A 21,558-nucleotide genomic window follows, 5' to 3' on the forward strand; every position below is an offset into this window, starting at 1 on the left:
TTAGAGGAATAGCTACTCGATATGACAAGCTCAAAAGAAATTATCAAAGTTCTGTTGCCTTAGCCTGTATATTTTTATGGCTACCGTTATAGGGTTAATTATGAACAGTAAGTGTCAACAGACCCTACTCAAAATTTAAATTAAAGTAAAAATAATGAAATTCTAATTTTCAAATAACTTTATGAATAAACTTACTGACACTTGAAATTCTTCTTTTACTTTTGAAAGATGAATAGCACTGCTATGCAAGGTAACAAAAATCTTCTGTTAGCTTGATGATACGTCCCTGTATCACAAGCCAACGGCGACATCCATGTCGCCTCATACAAATTCAATTTGGATACGTAGTTCTATTCCGATAAAATGATAAACATGACTTTAAGTCAATTCTAATTCACAATCTAAAAGTTCAGCATTTCCCCTCAATTTCAAACTGAAACAATAAATCCCGTGCTAAACTATCGAGTGGTTTTTGCAGGGACTCATTTATGCACTTTGTTCATCTTGGTATTCATACAGAATTTTCGATTACTGAATCCATCGTACGTATACCTGACTTGGTCAAAGCTGCTGCGAATGACGAGATGCCAGCACTCGCGCTGACTGACTTATCCAATCTACATGCTGCTGTTAAATTCTATAAAAAATGTTTGGATAAAGGCATCAAACCGATTCTTGGCTCTGAAATTCGTCTGAATGATGCTGAGCATCGGGTTACCCTGCTTTCCATGACCAACAAAGGCTGGCGCAACCTGACCGAACTGGTGTCTGAAGGTTATATCAGCGGCCAGCAACTGGATATTCCTTGCGTACAAAAAGATTGGATCTTGAATCAGCACGATGACATGATCGTATTGCTCGGTATGCAGTCCGATGTCGGCAAAATGCTGATTACTTCAAATCCCGATAAAGCTGAACCGCTACTGCAAGAATGGGTAGAGAAATTTGGAAATCGTGTTTATCTCGCCCTCACCCGCACTGGCCGTGCTAATGAAGATACTTTCATTGAAGAAGCGGTAAAGCTCGCAAAGAAATATAATATTGGTGTAGTTGCACATAATGATGTGCATTTTATTGCACGCGAAGACTTTGAAGCACATGAAGCGCGTGTCTGTATCGCAGATGGTTATGTGCTTGGTGATAATCGCCGTCCTAAAACCTATAGCCCTGAGCAATATTTTAAAAGCTCAACAGAAATGGCGGAACTGTTTAGCGATATTCCAACCGCGATTGAAAACACCTTCCATATCGCAAGACGTTGTAATGTCACCCTACGTTTAGGTTTCAACGACTTACCAGATTACCCAATTCCTGAAGGCCATACTATTGACACCTACTTCGCACATTTATGTGAAGAAGGTTTAGAAGAACGCCTGAATTTCCTGTATCCACCAGAAAAACGTGAAGAAGACTGGCCTTTAATCCGTCAGCCTTATGATGAACGTCTGGCGTTTGAAATCAAAATTATTCTGGATATGGGCTTCCCAGGGTACTTCTTGATCGTCATGGACTTCATTCAATGGTCCAAAGGAAATGGCGTACCGGTAGGTCCGGGCCGTGGTTCAGGTGCGGGTTCCCTCGTAGCCTATAGTTTGAAAATTACCGATCTTGATCCTCTGCGCTATGACCTGCTGTTCGAACGTTTCTTGAACCCGGAACGTGTTTCGATGCCCGACTTTGACGTCGATTTCTGTATCGCTGGTCGTGACCGCGTGATCGACTATGTGGCACGGACTTATGGCCGTGATGCGGTATCGCAGATTGCGACTTTCGGTACCATGGCGGCCAAAGGTGCGATTCGTGACGTGGCACGTGTATTGGGTAAATCGTATGGTCTGGCCGATCGTATTTCCAAACTGATTCCCACCAAACCTTTGGGTTTAAGTCTGGAAGAATCTCTGGAAGCAGAACCACAGCTGAAGGATATCGTCACCAATCCATCAAATCCAGATTATGATGATGCTTCTGAAATCTGGGAAATGGCACTTAAGCTTGAAGGCATTACCCGTAACACCGGTAAACACGCCGGTGGTGTAGTGATTGCACCGACCAAGCTGACCGACTATTCAGCCGTGATGTGTGATGCGGATGGTACAGCACGTGTCGCTCAATTTGATAAGGATGATGTCGAAGCTGCCGGTCTAGTGAAATTCGACTTCTTGGGTCTACGTAACCTGACCGTTATTGAAGATGCCATCAAGCACATCAATGCACGCCCAGACGTGACCGAACCGGTGAATATTTCCTATATTCCGCTGGATGACAAGCCAGCCTATAACATCTTCGCGACGGCGAATACCACCGCGGTATTCCAGTTTGAATCCGTCGGCATGAAAAAGATGTTGAAGGAAGCACGTCCTAGCAAGTTCGAAGAAATTATCGCCTTCGTATCGTTATATCGTCCGGGTCCAATGGATCTGATTCCTGACTTTATCCATCGTATGCATGGTGGCGAGTTTGAATACCTGCATCCATTACTGGAAAAGGTATTAGAGCCGACTTACGGGATCATGGTATACCAAGAACAGGTAATGCAGTCGGCACAGTTCTGTGCCGGCTATAGCTTGGGTGGTGCGGACTTACTTCGTCGTGCGATGGGTAAGAAAAAACCTGAAGAAATGGTCAAGCAGCGTAAGATCTTCATTGAAGGTGCTGCGAAAAAAGATATCGATGAAGCAACGGCGAACCATATCTTCGACTATATGGAAAAATTCGCAGGCTATGGCTTTAACAAATCGCATGCTGCAGCCTATGCACTTGTCGCCTATCAAACAGCTTGGTTGAAAGCGCATTATCCTGCTGAATTCATGTCAGCGGTGATGACCTCGGAAATGCAGAACACTGATAACGTGGTGTTCCTGATTGATGATTGCCGTCATAACGGACTGGAAGTATTACCACCATCGGTGAATATGTCGATTTACCAGTTCCATGCCAGTGATCCAAAAACCATTGTTTATGGTTTGGGTGCGATTAAAGGCGTCGGTGAAGCGGCAATGCAGTCCGTGATTGAATCACGTCAGAAAGAAGGTCCATATAAAGACCTGTTTGACTTCTGTCACCGTATTGACCTGAAGAAAATCAACAAACGTACGCTCGAAGCCTTGATCCGTGCGGGTGCACTAGATTGTCTAGGCATTGAACGTGCTGACCTAATGGCACAATTGCCTGAAGCGGTACAAGCTGCGGATCAGGCGCGTCAGAACCGTGAAACCGGGATCATGGATCTGTTCGGGGAAGTTGAAGAAGTCCAACGTAAACCTGCCAAACCGGTGAAACCTTGGTCAGATGAAGTTCGTCTGAAAGGTGAAAAAGATACCTTAGGTCTATACCTGACTGGTCACCCAATTGATGTATATCGTAATGAACTAAAAGCTTTTGTACCTTGTCAGATCAATGAATTAACCCCAACCCGTCGTGGTGTAACGACTGTGTTTGCCGGTCTGGTAGTCGATGTCGCTAACTTCCCGAACCGGATGATGGTGACATTAGATGATGGTACGGCACGTATCGAAATTTCCACCAACCATGAACGCTTCCAGCGCTTTAAAGACATCGTTCAGGTCGATAAAGTGGTAGTGATTGAAGGTGAAATCTACGAACGTGAAGGTTTTGACCGTCCACTCGGTCGTTTAACTAAGGCCTTTAGCCTGAATGAAATCCGTCAGAAACGTGCTAACAGCATCAAGATTACCTTGCAAGCTGAACATTACAGCAAAACCCTCAGCCGTGACTTGCAGCAGATTCTAGTGCCATATACCAATGTGGACATGAGCACGCATATTCCCGTGATTCTATATCTGGATTATGGCTATGCCACGGCCGAACTGCATCTGGGTTTAAGCTGGAAAGTTGCGCCGCTGGATGATCTTCTCGCCAAGCTGCGTGATTATTTTGGCAAGACTGCGCTCTATATCGAGTATCAGGTGAAGTCTAAAGCTGCACGTGCCGTATCTTATGAACAAGCCAAGCCGGTCGAGGTTCCGCCTCCACCTGCTGACATGAGTATGGACGATGCTCTGGCACAATATGAAGCTGAATCTCAGCCGCAGTATTCATAAATCTCCCATTTTAATATATCCAAACTGGAATCATCATGAGTCAAATTGACAATGCTGCTGTTTCAGCACATCTCTCTCATGTGCGTATTGTCATGGTTAATACTACCCTGCCTGCCAATATTGGTAGTGCCTTACGTGCCATGAAAACCATGGGCCTGTGCAAGCTGGTTCTGGTTGCGCCTAAAACCTACCCACATCCGGACATTGATGCCCTAGCTGCAGGTGCAACCGATCTGATCGAGCAGATTGAAATCGTAGAAACGCTAGAAGAAGCCATTAAGGATTGCCAGATCGTCTTTGGGACCAGTGCGCGTAGCCGCACCATTCCATGGCCTTTACTAGATGTCCGTCCAGCGGCAGAAAAAGCACTTTCTGCTGTGGTGCAAGAAAAACAGGAAATTGCGATTCTGTTTGGCCGTGAAGACCGCGGTCTGACCAATGAAGAACTGGCAATGGCGAATTATCACTTAACCATTCCTGTGAATACGGATTATGGTGTTTTGAATGTTGCTCAAGCCATTCAGGTGATCTGCTATGAACTGCGTATGGCAGCACTGGATCAGGTTGAACACCCACGTGATCCAAAAGCCACCATGCAAGTCATTGATGGCATTGAAATGGAATGGGATGAACCACTGGTGACCCATGAACAGATGGAACAGTTCTACCCGCATCTGGAAAAAATGCTGGCAGAAATTGAATTTATGGATCCAAAAAACCCACGATTACTTCCTTTACGCTTGCGTCGCCTTTTCGGACGTATACAATTAGATCGTATGGAATATCACTTACTTCGTGGTATTTTCACTCGTGTTCAGGCACTGAATAACGGCACCTGGAAAAAATCTTCCCATACATCACAACAGGATGAGGATCAAAACTAATGCTAAAACAGCTCAAAGAAGATATCCAAGCTGTCTTTGCGCGCGATCCTGCAGCACGCAATACCTTAGAAGTCTTAACCACCTACCCTGGCATCCATGCACTGATTATGCATCGCATGGCACATGAGCTATGGAAAAAAGACTGTAAAGGTACAGCGCGTGTTTTGTCCTCTTTTAGCCGTTTTGCAACAGGTATCGAAATTCACCCAGGTGCCAAGATTGGTAAACGTTTTTTCATTGATCATGGCATGGGCGTTGTGATTGGTGAAACTGCGGAAATTGGCGATGATGTCACCTTGTATCATGGTGTGACTTTGGGTGGTACCACCTGGAATAAAGGCAAGCGTCACCCGACTCTGGAAGATGGTGTTGTTGTTGGTGCAGGTGCTAAAATCCTGGGGCCATTCACGGTAGGTAAAAATGCCAAGGTTGGTTCCAATGCTGTGGTTACCAAAGCAGTTCCGCCGAATACCACAGCGGTCGGCAATCCTGCCCGATTTATTACCAAAGACCAGCCAAAAGAGGATGCTGAAGCACGTCGTCGTGATTATGCGGAAAGCATTGGTTTCCAGCCTTATGCAACTACACAGGATCAGACAGACCCGATTCTAGAAGGTATGCGTGTTCTACTTGACCGTATTCAACAAAATGAAAAACGCATGAATACACTGTGCAACCGCCTGTCTCTGCTTGACCCGACTTTTAAGAAAAACCAGTTAAATGAACAGCCGTTTAGCAAGGAAGAACTTAAAATTCTGGAAGATGCGCGCCGTGAGTGCGAAGCACAAACCAGTCAGTCCAAGGCCTGACTATAAATCGTAATTCTTTTGTAACACGCATTTGCTTGCATGATCGCAGCACTTTTCATAGACTGACGATCATGCATTTTTTGAATAGATGTTTTAAAAAATAACATGAATGGACGGATATTATGACCTTGAAGCCCTTAGCAATTGCTTGCTTAGCTTTTACCATGACGGCGTGCTCTATGGCACCGACCTCAAGCAAACAAGAACAGAAACCAGCTGATCAGGTAGTTTTTGTTGAACCTGAACTTACTCCGCCATTTTATGCTTTAAATCCATTTAACTATAACGAACCACCTCCATTTGAAGTTCATTTGCAAAAAGCCGCTGCGCAGCCAGTGACGAAAATGGTGGTCACTGATCCTAAAGATCCGTCTAAACAGTTAACCCTAGATGTGAACAAGCTGATCATCCCGATGGTGGATAGCAATACACGCAGTATGCGTTATGCAGCACTTGCCAATGAAAATGAAATCGACATTACCGAAATCGATGATTTCTTGCAGATGGTAGAAGGTAAAGCGCGTCATTATCCACCCCGCTTTAGCGACCGTCAGGAACGCCGTGGTTTTGAAGCAAAACTTCGCGAAGTTTCTCAACAGCTGGATACTTTGGCTTCACGTCCGAATGCTTCATTTGATGTCTTAATGCGTGCATTTAAGGCCAGCGTGATGGCACGTAATCTTGATTTGGGTTCTATCTATACCACCAAATCAATGACCTATGCACAGCGCATTCTTCGTATTAACCAGGATGATGCTGAAGCAAACTTCTGGTTCGGTTTTGGTCTGTCTGAAGGTGGTGGTCACCGCGAAGCAATTCAGTATCTGGACAAGGCAATGCAGGCAGGTGTTCAAGAAGCTTATTTATCTGCGGCAAATAACTACATTGCCATGGAGAATAAAAAGAACGCTGTTCAGGTTCTGAATAATTACAAAATTAAATATCCGCAAGAAGCTGAAGTCGCTGATCGTCTGATTCAGGAAATTGAAAAACAGGGTCGCTGGAACGTATGGCAAGTCATGCAAACAGCCGCTCCTGCACCAACAACCCCTGCGCCTACACCAGCACAATAAGCTATATTTCAGATTCATAATATTACAAATAGACCGCTCCGGCGGTCTATTTTTATGGGAAAAAATTAGTAAAATACAAAGCATTATCAAGCTTTATAATTTTAAATGAGTGTTCAAAGTCTTTATGCACGAGAAAATAAATAAGATAGCATTACTTTGCACTGTACTCATGACAGCTGTACTGAGTGGCTGTCAGGTGGTGAGTGTTAAAGAGCAGGCTATTAATGTCACCATCAATAATGAACGCGATAGCATTCTTACACGCGATAAGTTGAGTGAAGCCAGTCTGAATGTCCTGTCCATGACCGGACGTGAAGCACAAGTCTGTGAAAATAATCCAGAAGAATGTGTGAAAGAGCTACAAGAAATTCCACAGATTCTGGATGAGCAATTACTTTCAACATCGAGTGAATTATATCTAGCTAAATCACTCCAGCTTGGTAAATCGGCTGAATGTAAAACCAGTGCTCTGGCTAAGACCCGATCTGAAGAAAAACAGCAACTGCAAACCCAGAACCTGCAAAAATGTCAGGAACAGCAGTTACAAATGCTGGATAAAAGTATCCGCTACAGTTATGCCTATCTGTTTCAGACTGAACGTGCACCACAGGACCGGATCTTCGACAACCGACAAGTTCAGATTCGTGACTTTTATAACCTGGCAATTGCTCATTTAATCCAGATCTACGCGGAACGTTATAAAACTAAAGAAGCCGGTCAACGTCTGCAGGTTGGCAACAGCGTCTATACCATTAATCTGGACAATTTCCCCCAGCTCAAGAATCAGCCAATTGAACAGTTAATGTCGACCTATAACATGAACTTCTCTGGTCTGCGCTCGATTACCCGTCGTGACGGTTTCGGCTCTGAGTTTCTAGTGGTCTTGCCAGAAGAAGAAATTTCCAAAAAAGATAAAAAATATCTGGTCGATCCACTAAATCACCAATATCAAAATGGCATAAATCCTTTTATTCATTCAGCACGTTATCTGGCAACCACGATTACCGCCATTCCAGAATCAGCAAACTCTGTAGAACAGATCCTGAATAACAGCAACTTCCATTTAAAACTTTATGACCCGTATAAATATGACAAGATTAAAGTTGCCAATAAGGAATATGCTTTAGCGGCAAACTTTTCAGCGCCTTATGGGCTATGGCTGGCAGAAAACAATCTGGGACGCGCAGCTTATCTGACACTGATCAATCGTGACGATAATCTGGTCATGCCGCATCTGTTTATGCTGGAACCTTACAATCCAAATAAGAAGGTTTTATTGCTGATTCATGGTTTGGCCAGCAGCCCGGAAGCCTGGATTCGTTTAACGAATGATATTATGGGTGATCCGGTCTTAAGAGAAAATTTCCAGGTGTGGCAGGTCTTCTACTCAACCAACATGCCTATTCTGGAAAGCCGTTTCCAGATTAATGCGCTGCTTCAACAAGGTTTCGCGCGTATTAGCAATAATGCACCAGCCAAAAAAGAAGCTGTACTGGTCGGACACAGTATGGGTGGTGTCATTGCCCGTCTATTGGTGAGTGATGCAGATATTACCGAGCCCGCTTTTAATATTGTAAAAGATTCAAAGCTGACCAAGTTCCGGGACAATCCACTCTTTAAAGCGCGTTTCAAAATGCAGCCTGTTCCGAATTTCAGTCGTGCTATTTTCCTGGCAGCACCGCATAAAGGGACCGATTATGCAGATCGCTGGCATACCAAATTGGCACGTAAAATTATTCGTGTGCCGAGTGCCTTTTTGGGTGCATTTGCCGATACTGTCCAAGGTGAAATTGGCTTAAGTGATTTTCTGCATGAAGTTGGTCGTGACCTGATTCAGAATGGGCCGAGTGATCTTAGTAAGAAATCAAAATTCACGGCACTGACTAAAGATATTAATCCGGCACCAGGTTTCAAATTTCACTCGATTATTGGCAACAATACAGATAGCGATGATGAAAATATTATGACTGATGATGTCGTCGCTTATCAGAGTGCATATCTTGAAGGTGCGGCTTCCAATAAAATTATCAAAGGTGGACATTCCGTTCAGGAAACTCCCGAGGCTGTACTGGAACTCCGCCGCCTTCTCAGATTACATCTGGTCGACCTGGGATTGTATGATTCTGATTAAATTTTGATAAGCGATATAAAAAAGCTGCCTATCGGTGGCTTTTTTTATGGGCAACCCATGTATCAATACCCTTTTATTCTTTATATCGACTAAGTCCGTACAAATACAGATTCCTGCGGATTTATGTTTCTTTCTAAAAATTAAATTTGTTAGACTTGAGACAATTATTTTTGACATTCAAACCAGTCTTTACAGGATTTTAGCTTAGGCTATTTTCCAGGTTTTCCGAGGATAGTGTTTCGGAAAAAGATTTCGGTTTTGCTTTATATATTTAAAGGATTTTTTCTTAATGACCAGTTCAGAACTTGTGGCTGATCTCTCTAGCTTAACGCCCATGATGCAGCAATACATGTCGGTCAAAATGCAGCATCCACACTCATTGATGTTCTATCGCATGGGTGATTTCTATGAACTGTTCTTTGAAGATGCCCATAAGGCCGCCAAAATTTTAGGCATTACCCTGACCCATCGCGGTAAAGCCAATGGTCAGCCAATTCCGATGGCCGGTGTACCTTTCCATGCTGCTGAAGGATATCTGGCTCGTCTGGTAAAAAAAGGCGAAACGGTGGTGATCTGCGAGCAGATCGGTGAAGTGACTGGTAAAGGTCCAGTTGAACGTGGGGTCGTCCGAATTATCACTCCCGGGACTTTAACTGATGATGCCTTATTAGGTGCGCATCAAACCTCCAACCTGGTTGCTCTGTGTGTTCAACACCAACAAATCGGAATTGCACTTCTCGACCTGAGTGCGGGTTTATTTAAAGTCCAGCAAATCGATTATGACTTAAGTCAGTTAGCCATTGAGTTGGCACGCCTGATGCCAAGCGAAATTGTGATTGATGAAAATCTGCAAGATCAAGCTCTGGTAAAACACTTAAAACAACAACTAGATGTTCCAATCAGTAAACGTCCGAATGTCGACTTCAACCAGAACAATGCCCAGAAGACCTTATGCGACCAGTTTGCAGTAAGTACACTTTCAGGTTTCGGAATTGATCATCTGCCTTTGGCCAAAGCTGCTGCGGCTGCATTGATTCACTATGCTAAAGAAACCCAGAAAACGGCTTTACCGCATATCCGAACCATTCAACTGGAACAAAGTTCAGACTTTATTGCACTGGATCCAGTCACCCGTCGCAACCTCGAATTGATTGAGCCTTTATTTGAACATGGCACTTCATTGTTTCAGCTGATCAATGACTGTCAGACCGCTATGGGTGGCCGTCTGCTTAGCCGCACCCTGATGCAACCGCTTCGTGATACTGCGATACTGGATGAGCGACTGGATGCGACACAGGCATTGCTTGAAGGTTTCCATGAATCGCCAGTCCGTCTTGTCTTAAAAGAAATCAGTGATATTGAACGTGTACTCAGCCGTATCGCTTTAGGTAGTGCTCGTCCACGCGATCTGGTTCAATTACGTCAAGCTTGTGCACAGATTCCATTTTTACGCCATGCGTTACAACCGCTGTTAAGTCAGCAGAATTCGAAATTATTGCAACAGCTGAATGAAGAACTGGGCGATTTTCATGGCCTGCATCAGCGCCTGATGTCAGCTATTGTTGAAAATCCGCCGGTACTGCTACGTGATGGCAATGTCATTGCAGAAGGTTTCGATAGCGAGCTGGATGAGCTGCGTAAAATCCGTGATCATGCCGGCCAGTTCCTGATTGATCTGGAAATTAAGGAACGGGAGCAAAGTGGCATTCCTACCCTGAAAATCGGCTATAACCGTGTCAGTGGTTATTATATCGAACTGACTCGTGCACAAGCTGAACAGGCACCTGAACATTATATCCGTCGCCAAACGCTGAAAAATGCTGAGCGTTATATCACGCCTGAACTAAAAGCTTTTGAAGATAAAGTATTGTCTAGCGAATCCCGTGCACTTGCTCGCGAGAAAATGCTATTCGAAATGTTGCTGGATGAACTGCGTCAGGATATTGGCAATCTACAGATGATGAGCAGTGCGATTGCCCAGATCGATCTGTTGGCAAACTTTGCCCATCAGGCACGTTTACGCAATTGGGCACGACCAAAATTCAGCCCTGAAATTGGTGTGAAAATCGTTGCCGGCCGTCATCCTGTGGTTGAAGCCTTAAGCAAAGCAGCCTTTACTCCAAATGATACCCAGCTGGATTATCAGCACCGTATGGCCATTATCACCGGTCCAAATATGGGTGGTAAATCCACCTTTATGCGCCAGACTGCCCTGATTGCCCTACTGGCTTATTGCGGTAGTTATGTGCCAGCGCAATCGACAACACTGGGTCCAATTGACCGAATCTTTACCCGGATTGGCTCTGCAGATGATTTGTCGACTGGCAAATCAACCTTTATGGTGGAAATGACGGAAACTTCGCAAATTCTGCATCATGCTACCAGCCAGTCGCTAGTCCTGATGGATGAAGTGGGTCGTGGAACCAGTACCTATGACGGGCTGTCCCTGGCTTGGGCTTGTGTGCTGGATCTGACTAAACGGATTCAATGTCTATGTCTGTTCGCAACGCATTATTTTGAGCTAACCGAACTGGACAAAGAAGCAGGAATTGATAACTATCATGTCACAGCCAAAGAACTAAATGGCAACCTTATTCTGCTGCATAAAGTCCAACATGGCCCAGCTAGCCAGAGTCATGGTTTACAAGTGGCTAAACTGGCAGGTATTCCTGCGGCTGTAATTAAAGAAGCTCAGCATCGCTTGAAGATTCTGGAAAAGCAGCATCAGGCCAAACCACAGAGTCCGCAGCATGATCTGTTTGCGATGCCTGAAATCATCGAAAAAGTCATCGAGATTGAAAAGCCTTCAGCAGCGCTTGAATTATTAGAAGACATTGATGTCGACAATCTGAGCCCACGTGAAGCATTACAGCAACTTTATGCTCTTAAAGATCTCATGAAACAGCCAAGTTAAAATCTCTTCTAAGCCCTATCCCGCATAGGGCTTAGCTGATGATGATTCTCATTCCCTAAGCCTTTCATCCAATCATCGCAGTTTTTTCAAATTTAACAGCCCTATATATAACAAATATCAATAAAAGGAATTGTTTGTTCCCTCTATTTTTGCCTAAAATACGGTATTCGTCATTAGAACCATATTTTTTAGGTAGCTGTCGCCATGACCTTCGTTGTCACTGAAAATTGTATTAAATGTAAATATCAAGACTGTGTTGAAGTTTGCCCAGTAGACTGTTTCTATGAAGGTCCTAACTTCCTTGTGATTAACCCGGACGAGTGTATCGACTGCGCGTTATGTGAGCCTGAATGTCCTGCGAATGCAATTTTCTCTGAAGATGAATTACCGGAAGGTCAAGAAGTCTTTATCGAGCTAAATGCTGAACTGTCTCAAAAATGGCCGAACATCACACAAATTGGTGAGCAACCTGCTGACCGTGAAGAGTGGAATGGTAAAACTGATAAATTACAATATCTTGAAAAATAATTTTTCAAATCTTAAAAAAAGACCAGCATAGACTGGTCTTTTTTATACCCCATCCACACATTTCATTGCAATTTATCCTGATTTTCTCCGTAAAAGTGGACTAAAATAGCGCTATTTTAAAATATCTGAATTGCTATCAATGAAGCATTTAATAAAGGGGTTATTGAGTGTTTGTATAATCCCGCTTGTCTTTGTAGGATGTGCTACCACCACAAAACAGTCTGGTAAGGTAACTCCAGATAAAAGGATTTACATCCCAGAAGAACGAGTCCAGTACAACCATAAACCACAGCCTAAACCGGTTCCTTATTTCTATACTCACTGGGTATCGGCACTGAATAACCTGTCTCTTGTACGTGAATATGAAAACTTTTTGGCCCAGCAAGGGGTCGGAAATATTATTCCAAGTTTTGAGCTGATGCGTACTGCACGGGATTGGGCTAAATGTGGTCGATCGCAATATATGATTCCAAGCCGTGAGCTCTGGTCAAATCAGGTGCCTACTTTACGTGTCTTCAAATATCTGGTTGCTGCCAATGTACTGACTGATTTTGAAGTCACTTCGGTTTATCGTGACCTGCCTTTAAATCAGTGTGCCGGTGGAGCCAATTCTTCACGTCACCTGTTTAACTCGGCAATTGATTTTCGGATCGGACCTGAGTACCCACAGGCTCAGGATTATGCAGCAATTGAAAATACCAAGTTCAAACTGTGCCAGTTTTGGTTACAGCATGGACAAAGCCTGAATATGGGGCTCGGTTTATATGCCTCTGGCCAAATCCATATTGATACCCAAGGTTATCGCACTTGGGGTCCGGATTTAAGCCGTCGCTCATCAATGTGTAATTACTAAGTCATTCCATTTACTATACAAAGCCAGCTTTTGGCTTTGTATAGCCTAAAAAACCAGCGAATATAGAACAATAAATTGCGCTGTGCCCGGAAAAGTTTAAAATGCACGCATCACAACAAAGGTGCGAGTACTATGCAACAAATGTGGACAGATATTGACCGCTACATTGATTCACATTTAATTCCTGAAGATCCTATTCTGAATCAGACTCTTGAAAATACTGCTGCACATGGTTTTCCAGATCATCTGGCTGTTGCGCCGAATCAGGGCATGCTGCTGCAAATGCTGATTCAGATGAATAAGTGCAAACGTATACTGGAACTGGGAACCTTTGCTGCATATAGCACCATGTGGCTGGCTCGTGCCCTCCCTGAAGACGGTTATATTCTAACCATTGAAGGCCGTGATACGCATGCTGCCATGGGACAGGAAAATATTGATCGTGCACAGTTAAAACAGAAAGTTGAGCTGAAATGTGGCCGTGCTGCAGATGTGCTTCGTGCCCTGCCTGAAGATACTGAAGCTTTCGACTTTATTTTTATTGATGCCGATAAGCAAAGCTATCCTGAATATCTGGAGCTGAGCTTAAACCTTTCCCACTCCGGTACCATTATTTTCCTGGACAATGTGATTCGTGCCGGTGATATCATCAATCCGGACAATAAAAAACCAAGTATTGAAGGCATTCGTGACATGTTTAAAGCGCTGGAAAATCATCCACGTATCTTATCTTGTACTGCTTTACAGACCGTTGGCAGTAAAGGACATGATGGTTTTGCACTCGCAATTGTCAAATAATACGACTAGAACAAAAATCAGCCAATAAAGTATTCCTGATAAATAACATCATCTTACAGAATGTAACCACAGAGTTATCCACAATATATGAGGATAACTCTGGTTGTTTTTAATTCAAGCTGTAACAATTTATCAAAAAATACATTTCTGTAGGTTTTATCACCCTCTTTCTACTTCGCTACCAATAATGGCACTTTAGAATTTCGGAAAATCGTTGTCGCAATACTGCCCAAGAAGAACTGGTGGATCTTGCTGTGACTGAATGCCCCCAAGACAATTAACTGAATCCCATGTTCCTGCTGATAAGACAGGATATTTTCAGCTACTTCTCCATAGCGGTATTCTGGAACGACCTCTAGTCCTGCTTCTGTCAAATATTGCAGAGGCTCATTCAGGATTTCCACATGATCCCCGATATAAAGCAGATGACATTGTAATTGTCTTAATAAATCACTTTCTGCAATGCGTTTCATCATCTTCACACAAGTCGGCGAATATTCATAAGCAAAGATAAAACGTGTCGGTGGTCTGAAGTGTTCCCCTACAGTCATCACTGTACAGTTAGCACCACGGATAAAGTTTTCTACATTGGTGCCGATTGGCTTATTTTTCTCGGCAGAACGCTCACCGAGTAGTCCAATGACTGCAATATCATCAGGTTTTAGAATCTGAAAACTTTGTTCCAGAAAATCACCCTTTTCCTGAATATGGGTGGTGCGGATGCCATAATCTTTAAAGATACGATCCGAAATATGCTGGAGCAGATTATTGCTATAACTAAGCGCAATTTCACTTTGCTTTTGCTCCAGCTCAGCCAGCTCTTTAAGCAACATGGCATTGCTTTCAAAGCCAATCACACCGCTAATTTCCCCAAGATGATAACTGGCCGGGTAATAATCCAGAACCTGTAATAAAACCAGTTCGCGACCAGTCTGTTTGGCAATCCATGCAGCCGCATCTGCAAGTGCGTTCGTGCATGGTGAGGAGTCTATGCAGGCAATGACACGTTTCATGTTCAGCCTCTCTTTTATAATAAAAATTTCTTAGTTATTTTTAACTTAGCACAAGCATTAGTAAATGTGCACTGAAATCTGTAAGGCTTGAATTGAAATATGTTAACTTTTATGTGATGTTCTAAGGCCTTTACCGAATATTAAGCACCTGATATAAATCCTTTTTCCAAGAACTTCTTTCACTATTTTAATCCCGATATCGAATCAATTTTGCCGGATTTCCGGCGACAATTGCACGCACTTCAATATCTTTCGTGACTATGCTATTCATCCCTATAATCGCCTGATCGGCAATTTTCACCCCATCTTTAATGCCGACATGGGCACCTAGCCAGACATCCCGACCAATCTCAATCCCTTTGGACCTGACTGGCTGCTGATAAATCGGCTGCTCCAGTTCCATCCCATGATCAAAGGCATAAAGATGACAATAAGCTGCGATACGTACCTGGTCATGCAGTTTAATGCCCACCCGACCACCATCCAGAATACAGTGATGATTGATTGCAACTTCGCTCCCTATCTCCAAAGGACCATGTAGCGTACAATCTGCCGCAATAAAGGTATTATCTCCGATACTAATTTTACGACCCGGCTCAGCAAAGATATGCGCCAACGGCGAAATAAAACAGTTTTCGCCAATTTCGACTGTTTCCATCTCCATCAGATAGGTCTGATATTCTTTCTGCCAAGCTTCAGCCCAACCACGATTCTTGGGTTTTAAAGACCAATATAGCCAAGGCATATAATTCAGGCGGTGTTTATGCTGCTCACGATATTTCAGTAATGGATCTGGTTCAGTCATCTGTGGCTTCTTCTATGATTTTTAATTGTTCACGTCCGCGAGTAACATCCTGAATCTTCAGAGCAAAAGGTTCAATCTGATGTTTCTGAAATTGTGCCTGAACCTGTACACCTTCAGCCATATATTCTTCCTGATAATCAATCTGCTGCTGATTCAGCTCATACTGAAAAATCGCCCACTCATTAAACTGGCAGGCAAATTCGACCTTTTTCTTTTCAATCAGCTTAATTTTTTCAGCTAATAACAAACATTGTCCAGCACAGCCCCCATAGGCACGGACCAGACCGCCGGTGCCTAGTTTAATACCGCCATACCATCGATTCACTAGTACCAGTACATTGGTTAGCTCATTGCCTTCAATAGTCGCGAGGATCGGCCGGCCGGCGGTACCCGATGGCTCACCATCATCATTAAAGCGTACATGATGACCGATTTTCCAGGCCCAGCATTGATGAGTGGTGGTCGGATCACGATAGGCCTCCAGAAAATCCTTCACATCCTGCTCATTTTCTACAGGTGTGGCAAAGGCCTGAAATCGGCTTTTTTTGATGTCTTCCTCAAAACTGACAAGGCTGGCAATGGTAAATGGCATAACTTCAGGCATTCAAATTTCACCTGTGCAGTATACCTGTTTTGAGGTGGCAAAGAAAAAGCCTCTCTATACGAGAGGCTTGATTCAATTTAATTTTATTGATTACTTTTAAATTTAACGTTCACGTAACGCTTCTTTAGCCTTGTTGAATGGCTTGATCAGATAGTCCATTACCGTTTTTGCTCCGGTACGAATATCAACAGAAGCCACCATACCTGGTGTGATGTTAAACTCCTGCCCGGCGGCGTTTCTCAGCTTGTCACTATCGGTACGAATATACACCCGATAATAGAACTGATCCTGTTTGACTTCATCCCGCAAGGTATCTGGCGAAATCACGGTCACTTTACCTTTTAGACCGCCATAAATCGAGTAATCATAGGCAGTAATCTTCACCAGTGCTTCCTGATCAGGACGGATAAAAGCAATATCACGTGGTGAAATTCGGGCTTCAACAAGTAATTTCTCGTCCAGAGGCACGATGGTCATCAGCTTGCCATTTTGTGGTACCACGCCACCCAAAGTCATGACATCAATTTCTTTCACCACGCCACGAACTGGGGATTTAAAAATGGTCCGGTTCAAGGTATCTGACTTGCCGCGTACCACCTGTTGCTGAGTTTCCACATCAGTATTGGCTTTGGAAAGTTCTTCCCGTGCTTTAACATAGTACTGGTTACGAATATCATTCATCTGGTTACGCAGGTCATTGGCTTCTCGCTTCAACCGTAAAACTTCAACTTCACTGGCTGCCCCTTTAGCCACCAATGGCGCGGTCATTTCCAGTTCCTGTTGTACCAGTACCAATGCCTGTTGCAAGCCGGCAAGAGATTCTTCTAGATTGGCACGACGTGACTGATACAGTGCGGTTTCTTCTTTAACCAGTTTCGGATATTTCAGCACTTCTTCAGGGAAAGACAATGGCGTACCACTCACTTCTGCACGTAAACGGGCGGAAGTCGCACGTGAAGCGATTAGTAAGGATTCTGATTCACCGACATTTGATTCAAAGCGGGTTGGATCAAGCTGAGCCAAGACTTGGCCACGTTCTACAATCTCACCTTCTTTGACATTTAACTTGGTTAGAATGCCGCCCTCCAGAGACTGAATCACCTGTTCTTTGGACGATGGAATGACTTTACCCGTACCGGTCGAGACCTCTTCCAGTTTAAATAACCAAGCCCAAGTCAATAAAATTAACAAACCAATGCCCACAATCCAGATAATCAAACTGGATTTCGGTAATGGCGGTTCCTGAAAGCTCACTTTGTTTGAACGCGTTAATGTTTGTGGTTCACTCATGCGCTTGCTCCCACGACCCGTTTAGTTCCTACCTGTGACTGATTTAATATTTGGTCTCGTGGACCATCCATGACAATTTTGCCATCATTGACCACGAGAATACGGTCAACTAACTCCAGTACGGCACGACGATGCGTTGCCACTACCAGTGTACGATGGGACAGATACCCTTTCAGATGATCAATTAACTGCTTTTCTGAAACATCATCAATCGCTGCGGTTGGTTCATCTAGTAACAAAATTTTAGGCTGGCGGATCAGGAGTCGTGCGAGTAATAAGGCTTGACGCTGTCCACCAGAGAAGCCCACTCCACCTTCCAGAATGATATGATCCAGACCTTCTTTTTTCTCTTGAACAAAGTTAAGTGCACCAGTGATTTGTAAGGCTTCCAGAATCTGTTGATCCGTAGCGAGCGGTGCACCCAAAGTCAGGTTTTCACGGATACTGCCGTAAAAGAGTTGTGAATTCTGATTGAGCAGGCCCATATCACGGCGTACATCTGAAGGATCGATCAGAGTCAGATCAATACCATCCAGTTTGACCTTACCCTGTGCTGGGGTTTGCATGCCCGACAACAGTTGTAACAGCGTTGATTTACCTGCACCGTTACGGCCCAGAATTGCAATTTTTTCACCTGGCTTAATTTCCAGTTTTGGAATGACCAGACTCGGTTTGGGATCATCATCGCCGTATTTGAATACCACGCCACTCAGGTCATAATGACCATCCAATACAGGACGGTGAATCAGATGTGAATAGTCCGGTTGATCCACCGGTTTTTTCATCAATTCATCCAGACCGCCTTTAGCAACTTTGGCTTGTTGTAAACGCCCCAAGACACCAGTGATTTGTGAAATAGGTGCCAGCATCCGTGATGATAAAATCGAACAGGCAACTAAAGCACCCGTGGTCATCTCACCATCCATCACCGCAAATGCACCGACCAAGACCACAATGGCAAAGGTGAGTCCCTGAATTTTTTGGGTCCATGCTGTCATTAAGCCAACAATTTTACGTTGTTGCATGCTGACATCAGCAGAGACTTCATTCATGTGATTCCATTGGTTCTGGAAGCGGGTTTCAGCTCTTAACAGCTTGATATCTTCAATCCCTTGTACAGCTTCCACTAATAAGGCATTACGGATTGCAGATTCACGCATCCCCAACTGTGCCAACTTGGCCAGTTTTTTCTGTGCCAGAATCCCAGGAAGAATCATGAGTGGTACTACCAGTAGCATGACCCAGAACAGGTTGCCGCCAATAATCCAAAAGATTCCCAGGAACAGGAAGAAGAATGGCAGATCTGCAATTGCCGTCACGGTAGTGGAAGTGACCAGTTCACGCACACCTTCGAGTTCACGAATCTGTGAAATAAACGTTCCAGTCGATTTGGAACGCTCACTATTTTTAATTCTTAAGGAATGACCAAATACCCGGTCAGATATTTTCAGGTCAGCCCGTTTACCAATAATATCTGAAAGATAAATGCGGGATACCCGCAATACAAATTCGAAAATGGCCGCAATCAGTACACCACCAGCCAACACCCACAAAGTTGGAATCGATTGTGAAGGAATGACACGGTCATAAACGTTCATCGAGAAGACAATAGTTGCCAAAGCCAGAATATTGGCGATTAAAGAGGCAAACATCACATCGATATAGCGTTTCCAGTCTTTCAGAACAATTGACCAGAACCAGTTTTTCTCAAAGGGTTTAATATATTCGTCGACACGCGCATCCGGTACAGAAGACTCTGGTCGCAGGATATAAACATGCTTCGCACCAGCCTCTAACTGCTCGATGGTAAAACTTTGCGATAAACCAGCATCTCCACTCAGTTGTACACTGACATTACCTTGTGTGTCGATACGTTCAATAACACCGACATCTCCGCTATCAAATTCAACCAATAAGGGCAAACGCCAAGGATTTAGCAGACTGCTATCAAATTTATTTTTGCGGACATTTAATCCCATCTGACGGCTGACAACCTTGAGCATTTCATCAATGTCATGATGCTGGTTCCAGTCCAGTTGCAGACGAATCCGTTCCTCAGATGGTTCAATCCGATAATGCTTGGCAATATTCAAAACTGCCTGAAGCCACGGCTGATAATTTATTATAGTACTCATGGCTGAACTTCAAACCCCTGAATGGAAATACGGTTAAGCGCGTAAATATCCCGTGTACGGCCTGTTACCTGAATGTATTGCACAATCGCCGAATAGATGTCATAGCGCGCTGATTCAATTTCCTGTGCTGCGCTGTGAATCGCCTGTTCTGCATTCAATAAATCCACTACTGTCCGAGTGCCCAATTTATATTGTTCTTGATATAGCTCTTTGGTTCGTACCGTAGTTTCACGGCGCTGAGCCAGGACATTCATTTGTCTTTGTTTATTTTCAATCTGTTCCCGGATTAAGCGAACCTGATCCAGCACATCCAGATAGACAGTATTCACCTGTGCGCGTGCAGCCTCTTCAGCATAACTGGCAGCACGTGCCTGAGACCGAACAGCGCCCCCCTGATAAAAATTACTGCTAGCTTCAATCATAATTGAATTATAAAAGCCATCATCTTCATTATTATTTGGATTTCGACCATTGACTGCCTGACTTAAGCTACTTTTCAGATTAATGGTCGGATAACGGCTTAAACGTGCCTGATCTTTTTGCAATCGAGCTACATCTACCCCTGAATGTGCCAAGATCATGCTTGGAATCTGGGTAAATTCAGGATCCTGATAAAGATCAGCCTGGGTCACGATACGATCTGAAATTTCCCATTGGATTGCAGAGACATCAAATCCCAATAAAGTTCGTAGACGTTGCTGATATTGTCTTAACTGGGTCTGTTGCACGATCAGGTTAGATTGTGCAGCTTCCAGATTCGACTGCGCCTGAACCGGATCGGCCTGTGTGCTAATCCCGGCGCGGGCACGTAAATTGGCAATTTCTGCAATGCGTGCGATGCCCTGAATCTGCTGTTCGGCAATCTTGGTAATTTCCTGATAGCGCTTAATATTGACGATGGCATCCGCTACTTCCAGTGCCACCTGATCCAGACTCACCAATACTCTTGCCTGTTCTTCTGCCAATCTCGCCTCTTCAACACTGACATTGGTTTTAATCTTGCCAAAGTCATATAGCATCTGGGTTGCATTCAGAGAAACCACCTGACGTCCACGTTCACCTGAGGTCAAATCTCCGGTACCTACACCGCCAGATAACTGCGGATAATAGGCTGCTTTGGCCACATCAATATTGGCGGCCTGTGCAGATAAAGACGAAATACTCTGGGCAATTTCCGGACGACGCTGAACTGCTGTATGAACCGCCTCAATCAGACTCATTTTTGCAGGAATACCAGCATTTATAGGTCGAATTGAAGATTGTCCCTGCTACGGCCGACTAATCTGTGGCAGTTCGGCTACTTTTGAGGTATCCAGTGAGTACTGACTCAGTGAGCTAATATCAATCGTCTGCGCTGATCGCGTTGGCTCTGGAGCAATCAGTTTTCCTAACCCACTTTTAATATTATTAAAATAATTCTGTGAATTTTCTGCATGTACGAATGGCACAGATAAAGGCAAAAGAAGAATGATCCATATTCCCTTATTTTTATCTATTATCCCCTGAATATTTTTTAAGTGCTGCACCCTAAATTGCATAATAATGAATGTTTCGTGTTTTAGCCTAACAATATATCAAATCATACAAAAAGATAGCTTTTTCGTCTTAAGTTAAGTAAAAAAAACCCGCATTTGACGACTAAAGTCTTAATGCGGGTTTT

14 protein-coding genes and 2 pseudogenes are annotated in these 21,558 nt (G+C 43.9%); 10 read left to right on the forward strand and 6 right to left on the reverse strand.

Annotated features, from left to right (window positions below):
* The 10 genes and pseudogenes from FTU19_RS10390 to FTU19_RS10435 form a co-directional block, all read left to right on the forward strand.
* Nucleotides 1–92: pseudogene (locus tag FTU19_RS10390) on the forward strand (IS5/IS1182 family transposase); the annotation flags it as partial.
* Nucleotides 93–488: 396 nt separating this feature from the next.
* Complete coding sequence (gene dnaE, locus FTU19_RS10395; RefSeq protein WP_180131083.1) at nt 489–4,061, forward strand: DNA polymerase III subunit alpha; 3,573 nt, start codon at nt 489–491, stop codon at nt 4,059–4,061.
* A gap of 35 nt (nt 4,062–4,096) precedes the next feature.
* Nucleotides 4,097–4,945, forward strand: a complete 849-nt coding sequence (locus FTU19_RS10400; protein ID WP_034703830.1) for an RNA methyltransferase — start codon at nt 4,097–4,099, stop codon at nt 4,943–4,945.
* Nucleotides 4,945–5,754 (forward strand): serine O-acetyltransferase, encoded by an 810-nt coding sequence (gene cysE, locus FTU19_RS10405; RefSeq protein ID WP_159122783.1) that lies wholly within the window; start codon nt 4,945–4,947, stop codon nt 5,752–5,754. Before FTU19_RS10400 ends, cysE begins: the two co-directional genes overlap by 1 nt.
* Nucleotides 5,755–5,876: 122 nt before the next feature.
* Nucleotides 5,877–6,827 (forward strand): ABUW_2363 family tetratricopeptide repeat lipoprotein, encoded by a 951-nt coding sequence (locus tag FTU19_RS10410; protein WP_004786208.1) that lies wholly within the window; start codon nt 5,877–5,879, stop codon nt 6,825–6,827.
* 124 nt (nt 6,828–6,951) lie between these two features.
* On the forward strand, nt 6,952–8,958 hold the full coding sequence (locus FTU19_RS10415; protein WP_180018173.1) for a triacylglycerol lipase: 2,007 nt from the start codon (nt 6,952–6,954) through the stop codon (nt 8,956–8,958).
* Between the two features lie 289 nt (nt 8,959–9,247).
* A complete protein-coding gene (gene mutS, locus FTU19_RS10420) occupies nt 9,248–11,872 on the forward strand; it encodes a DNA mismatch repair protein MutS (RefSeq protein ID WP_180018175.1) in 2,625 nt (874 codons plus the stop codon).
* 204 nt (nt 11,873–12,076) lie between these two features.
* Nucleotides 12,077–12,400, forward strand: coding sequence for a ferredoxin FdxA (gene fdxA / locus FTU19_RS10425; RefSeq protein WP_004786212.1), 324 nt, complete (start codon nt 12,077–12,079; stop codon nt 12,398–12,400).
* 139 nt (nt 12,401–12,539) lie between these two features.
* Complete coding sequence (locus tag FTU19_RS10430) at nt 12,540–13,253, forward strand: D-Ala-D-Ala carboxypeptidase family metallohydrolase (RefSeq protein ID WP_180131086.1); 714 nt, start codon at nt 12,540–12,542, stop codon at nt 13,251–13,253.
* A gap of 132 nt (nt 13,254–13,385) precedes the next feature.
* On the forward strand, nt 13,386–14,051 hold the full coding sequence (locus FTU19_RS10435; protein WP_180018177.1) for an O-methyltransferase: 666 nt from the start codon (nt 13,386–13,388) through the stop codon (nt 14,049–14,051).
* 170 nt (nt 14,052–14,221) lie between these two features.
* Here the strand turns inward: FTU19_RS10435 and FTU19_RS10440 are convergent, their stop codons facing one another.
* The 6 genes and pseudogenes from FTU19_RS10440 to FTU19_RS10465 all read right to left on the reverse strand — a co-directional run bounded on the left by FTU19_RS10440 (nt 14,222) and on the right by FTU19_RS10465 (nt 21,436).
* On the reverse strand, nt 14,222–15,064 hold the full coding sequence (locus FTU19_RS10440; protein ID WP_034703837.1) for a universal stress protein: 843 nt from the start codon (nt 15,062–15,064) through the stop codon (nt 14,222–14,224).
* Nucleotides 15,065–15,251: 187 nt separating this feature from the next.
* A complete protein-coding gene (locus tag FTU19_RS10445) occupies nt 15,252–15,869 on the reverse strand; it encodes a DapH/DapD/GlmU-related protein (RefSeq protein ID WP_180018179.1) in 618 nt (205 codons plus the stop codon).
* Nucleotides 15,862–16,461 (reverse strand): YigZ family protein, encoded by a 600-nt coding sequence (locus tag FTU19_RS10450; protein WP_034170371.1) that lies wholly within the window; start codon nt 16,459–16,461, stop codon nt 15,862–15,864. The genes FTU19_RS10445 and FTU19_RS10450 overlap by 8 nt, the downstream gene beginning before the upstream one ends.
* 114 nt (nt 16,462–16,575) lie before the next feature.
* A complete protein-coding gene (locus FTU19_RS10455) occupies nt 16,576–17,763 on the reverse strand; it encodes an HlyD family efflux transporter periplasmic adaptor subunit (RefSeq protein WP_004786223.1) in 1,188 nt (395 codons plus the stop codon).
* The gene (locus FTU19_RS10460; protein WP_180018181.1) at nt 17,760–19,898 is read right to left on the reverse strand and encodes a type I secretion system permease/ATPase; all 2,139 of its coding nucleotides are present in this window, start codon (nt 19,896–19,898) and stop codon (nt 17,760–17,762) included. Before FTU19_RS10460 ends, FTU19_RS10455 begins: the two co-directional genes overlap by 4 nt.
* Nucleotides 19,895–21,436 (reverse strand): annotated as a pseudogene (locus FTU19_RS10465) (TolC family outer membrane protein). Before FTU19_RS10465 ends, FTU19_RS10460 begins: the two are co-directional and overlap by 4 nt.
* Nucleotides 21,437–21,558: the final 122 nt, after the last annotated feature.

It is taken from the genome of Acinetobacter sp. YH12072, from assembly GCF_013419565.1.
In the GTDB taxonomy this organism is placed as follows: Bacteria; Pseudomonadota; Gammaproteobacteria; order Pseudomonadales; family Moraxellaceae; genus Acinetobacter.

Bases quoted from the DNA above. Each gene is read 5' to 3' on its own strand.
- dnaE (WP_180131083.1), top strand. From the start codon at position 489: ATGCACTTTGTTCATCTTGGTATTCATACAGAATTTTCGATTACTGAA.
- FTU19_RS10400 (WP_034703830.1), top strand. From the start codon at position 4,097: ATGAGTCAAATTGACAATGCTGCTGTTTCAGCACATCTCTCTCATGTG.
- cysE (WP_159122783.1), top strand. From the start codon at position 4,945: ATGCTAAAACAGCTCAAAGAAGATATCCAAGCTGTCTTTGCGCGCGAT.
- FTU19_RS10410 (WP_004786208.1), top strand. From the start codon at position 5,877: ATGACCTTGAAGCCCTTAGCAATTGCTTGCTTAGCTTTTACCATGACG.
- FTU19_RS10415 (WP_180018173.1), top strand. From the start codon at position 6,952: ATGCACGAGAAAATAAATAAGATAGCATTACTTTGCACTGTACTCATG.
- mutS (WP_180018175.1), top strand. From the start codon at position 9,248: ATGACCAGTTCAGAACTTGTGGCTGATCTCTCTAGCTTAACGCCCATG.
- fdxA (WP_004786212.1), top strand. From the start codon at position 12,077: ATGACCTTCGTTGTCACTGAAAATTGTATTAAATGTAAATATCAAGAC.
- FTU19_RS10430 (WP_180131086.1), top strand. From the start codon at position 12,540: ATGAAGCATTTAATAAAGGGGTTATTGAGTGTTTGTATAATCCCGCTT.
- FTU19_RS10435 (WP_180018177.1), top strand. From the start codon at position 13,386: ATGCAACAAATGTGGACAGATATTGACCGCTACATTGATTCACATTTA.
- FTU19_RS10440 (WP_034703837.1), bottom strand. From the start codon at position 15,064: ATGAAACGTGTCATTGCCTGCATAGACTCCTCACCATGCACGAACGCA.
- FTU19_RS10445 (WP_180018179.1), bottom strand. From the start codon at position 15,869: ATGACTGAACCAGATCCATTACTGAAATATCGTGAGCAGCATAAACAC.
- FTU19_RS10450 (WP_034170371.1), bottom strand. From the start codon at position 16,461: ATGCCATTTACCATTGCCAGCCTTGTCAGTTTTGAGGAAGACATCAAA.
- FTU19_RS10455 (WP_004786223.1), bottom strand. From the start codon at position 17,763: ATGAGTGAACCACAAACATTAACGCGTTCAAACAAAGTGAGCTTTCAG.
- FTU19_RS10460 (WP_180018181.1), bottom strand. From the start codon at position 19,898: ATGAGTACTATAATAAATTATCAGCCGTGGCTTCAGGCAGTTTTGAAT.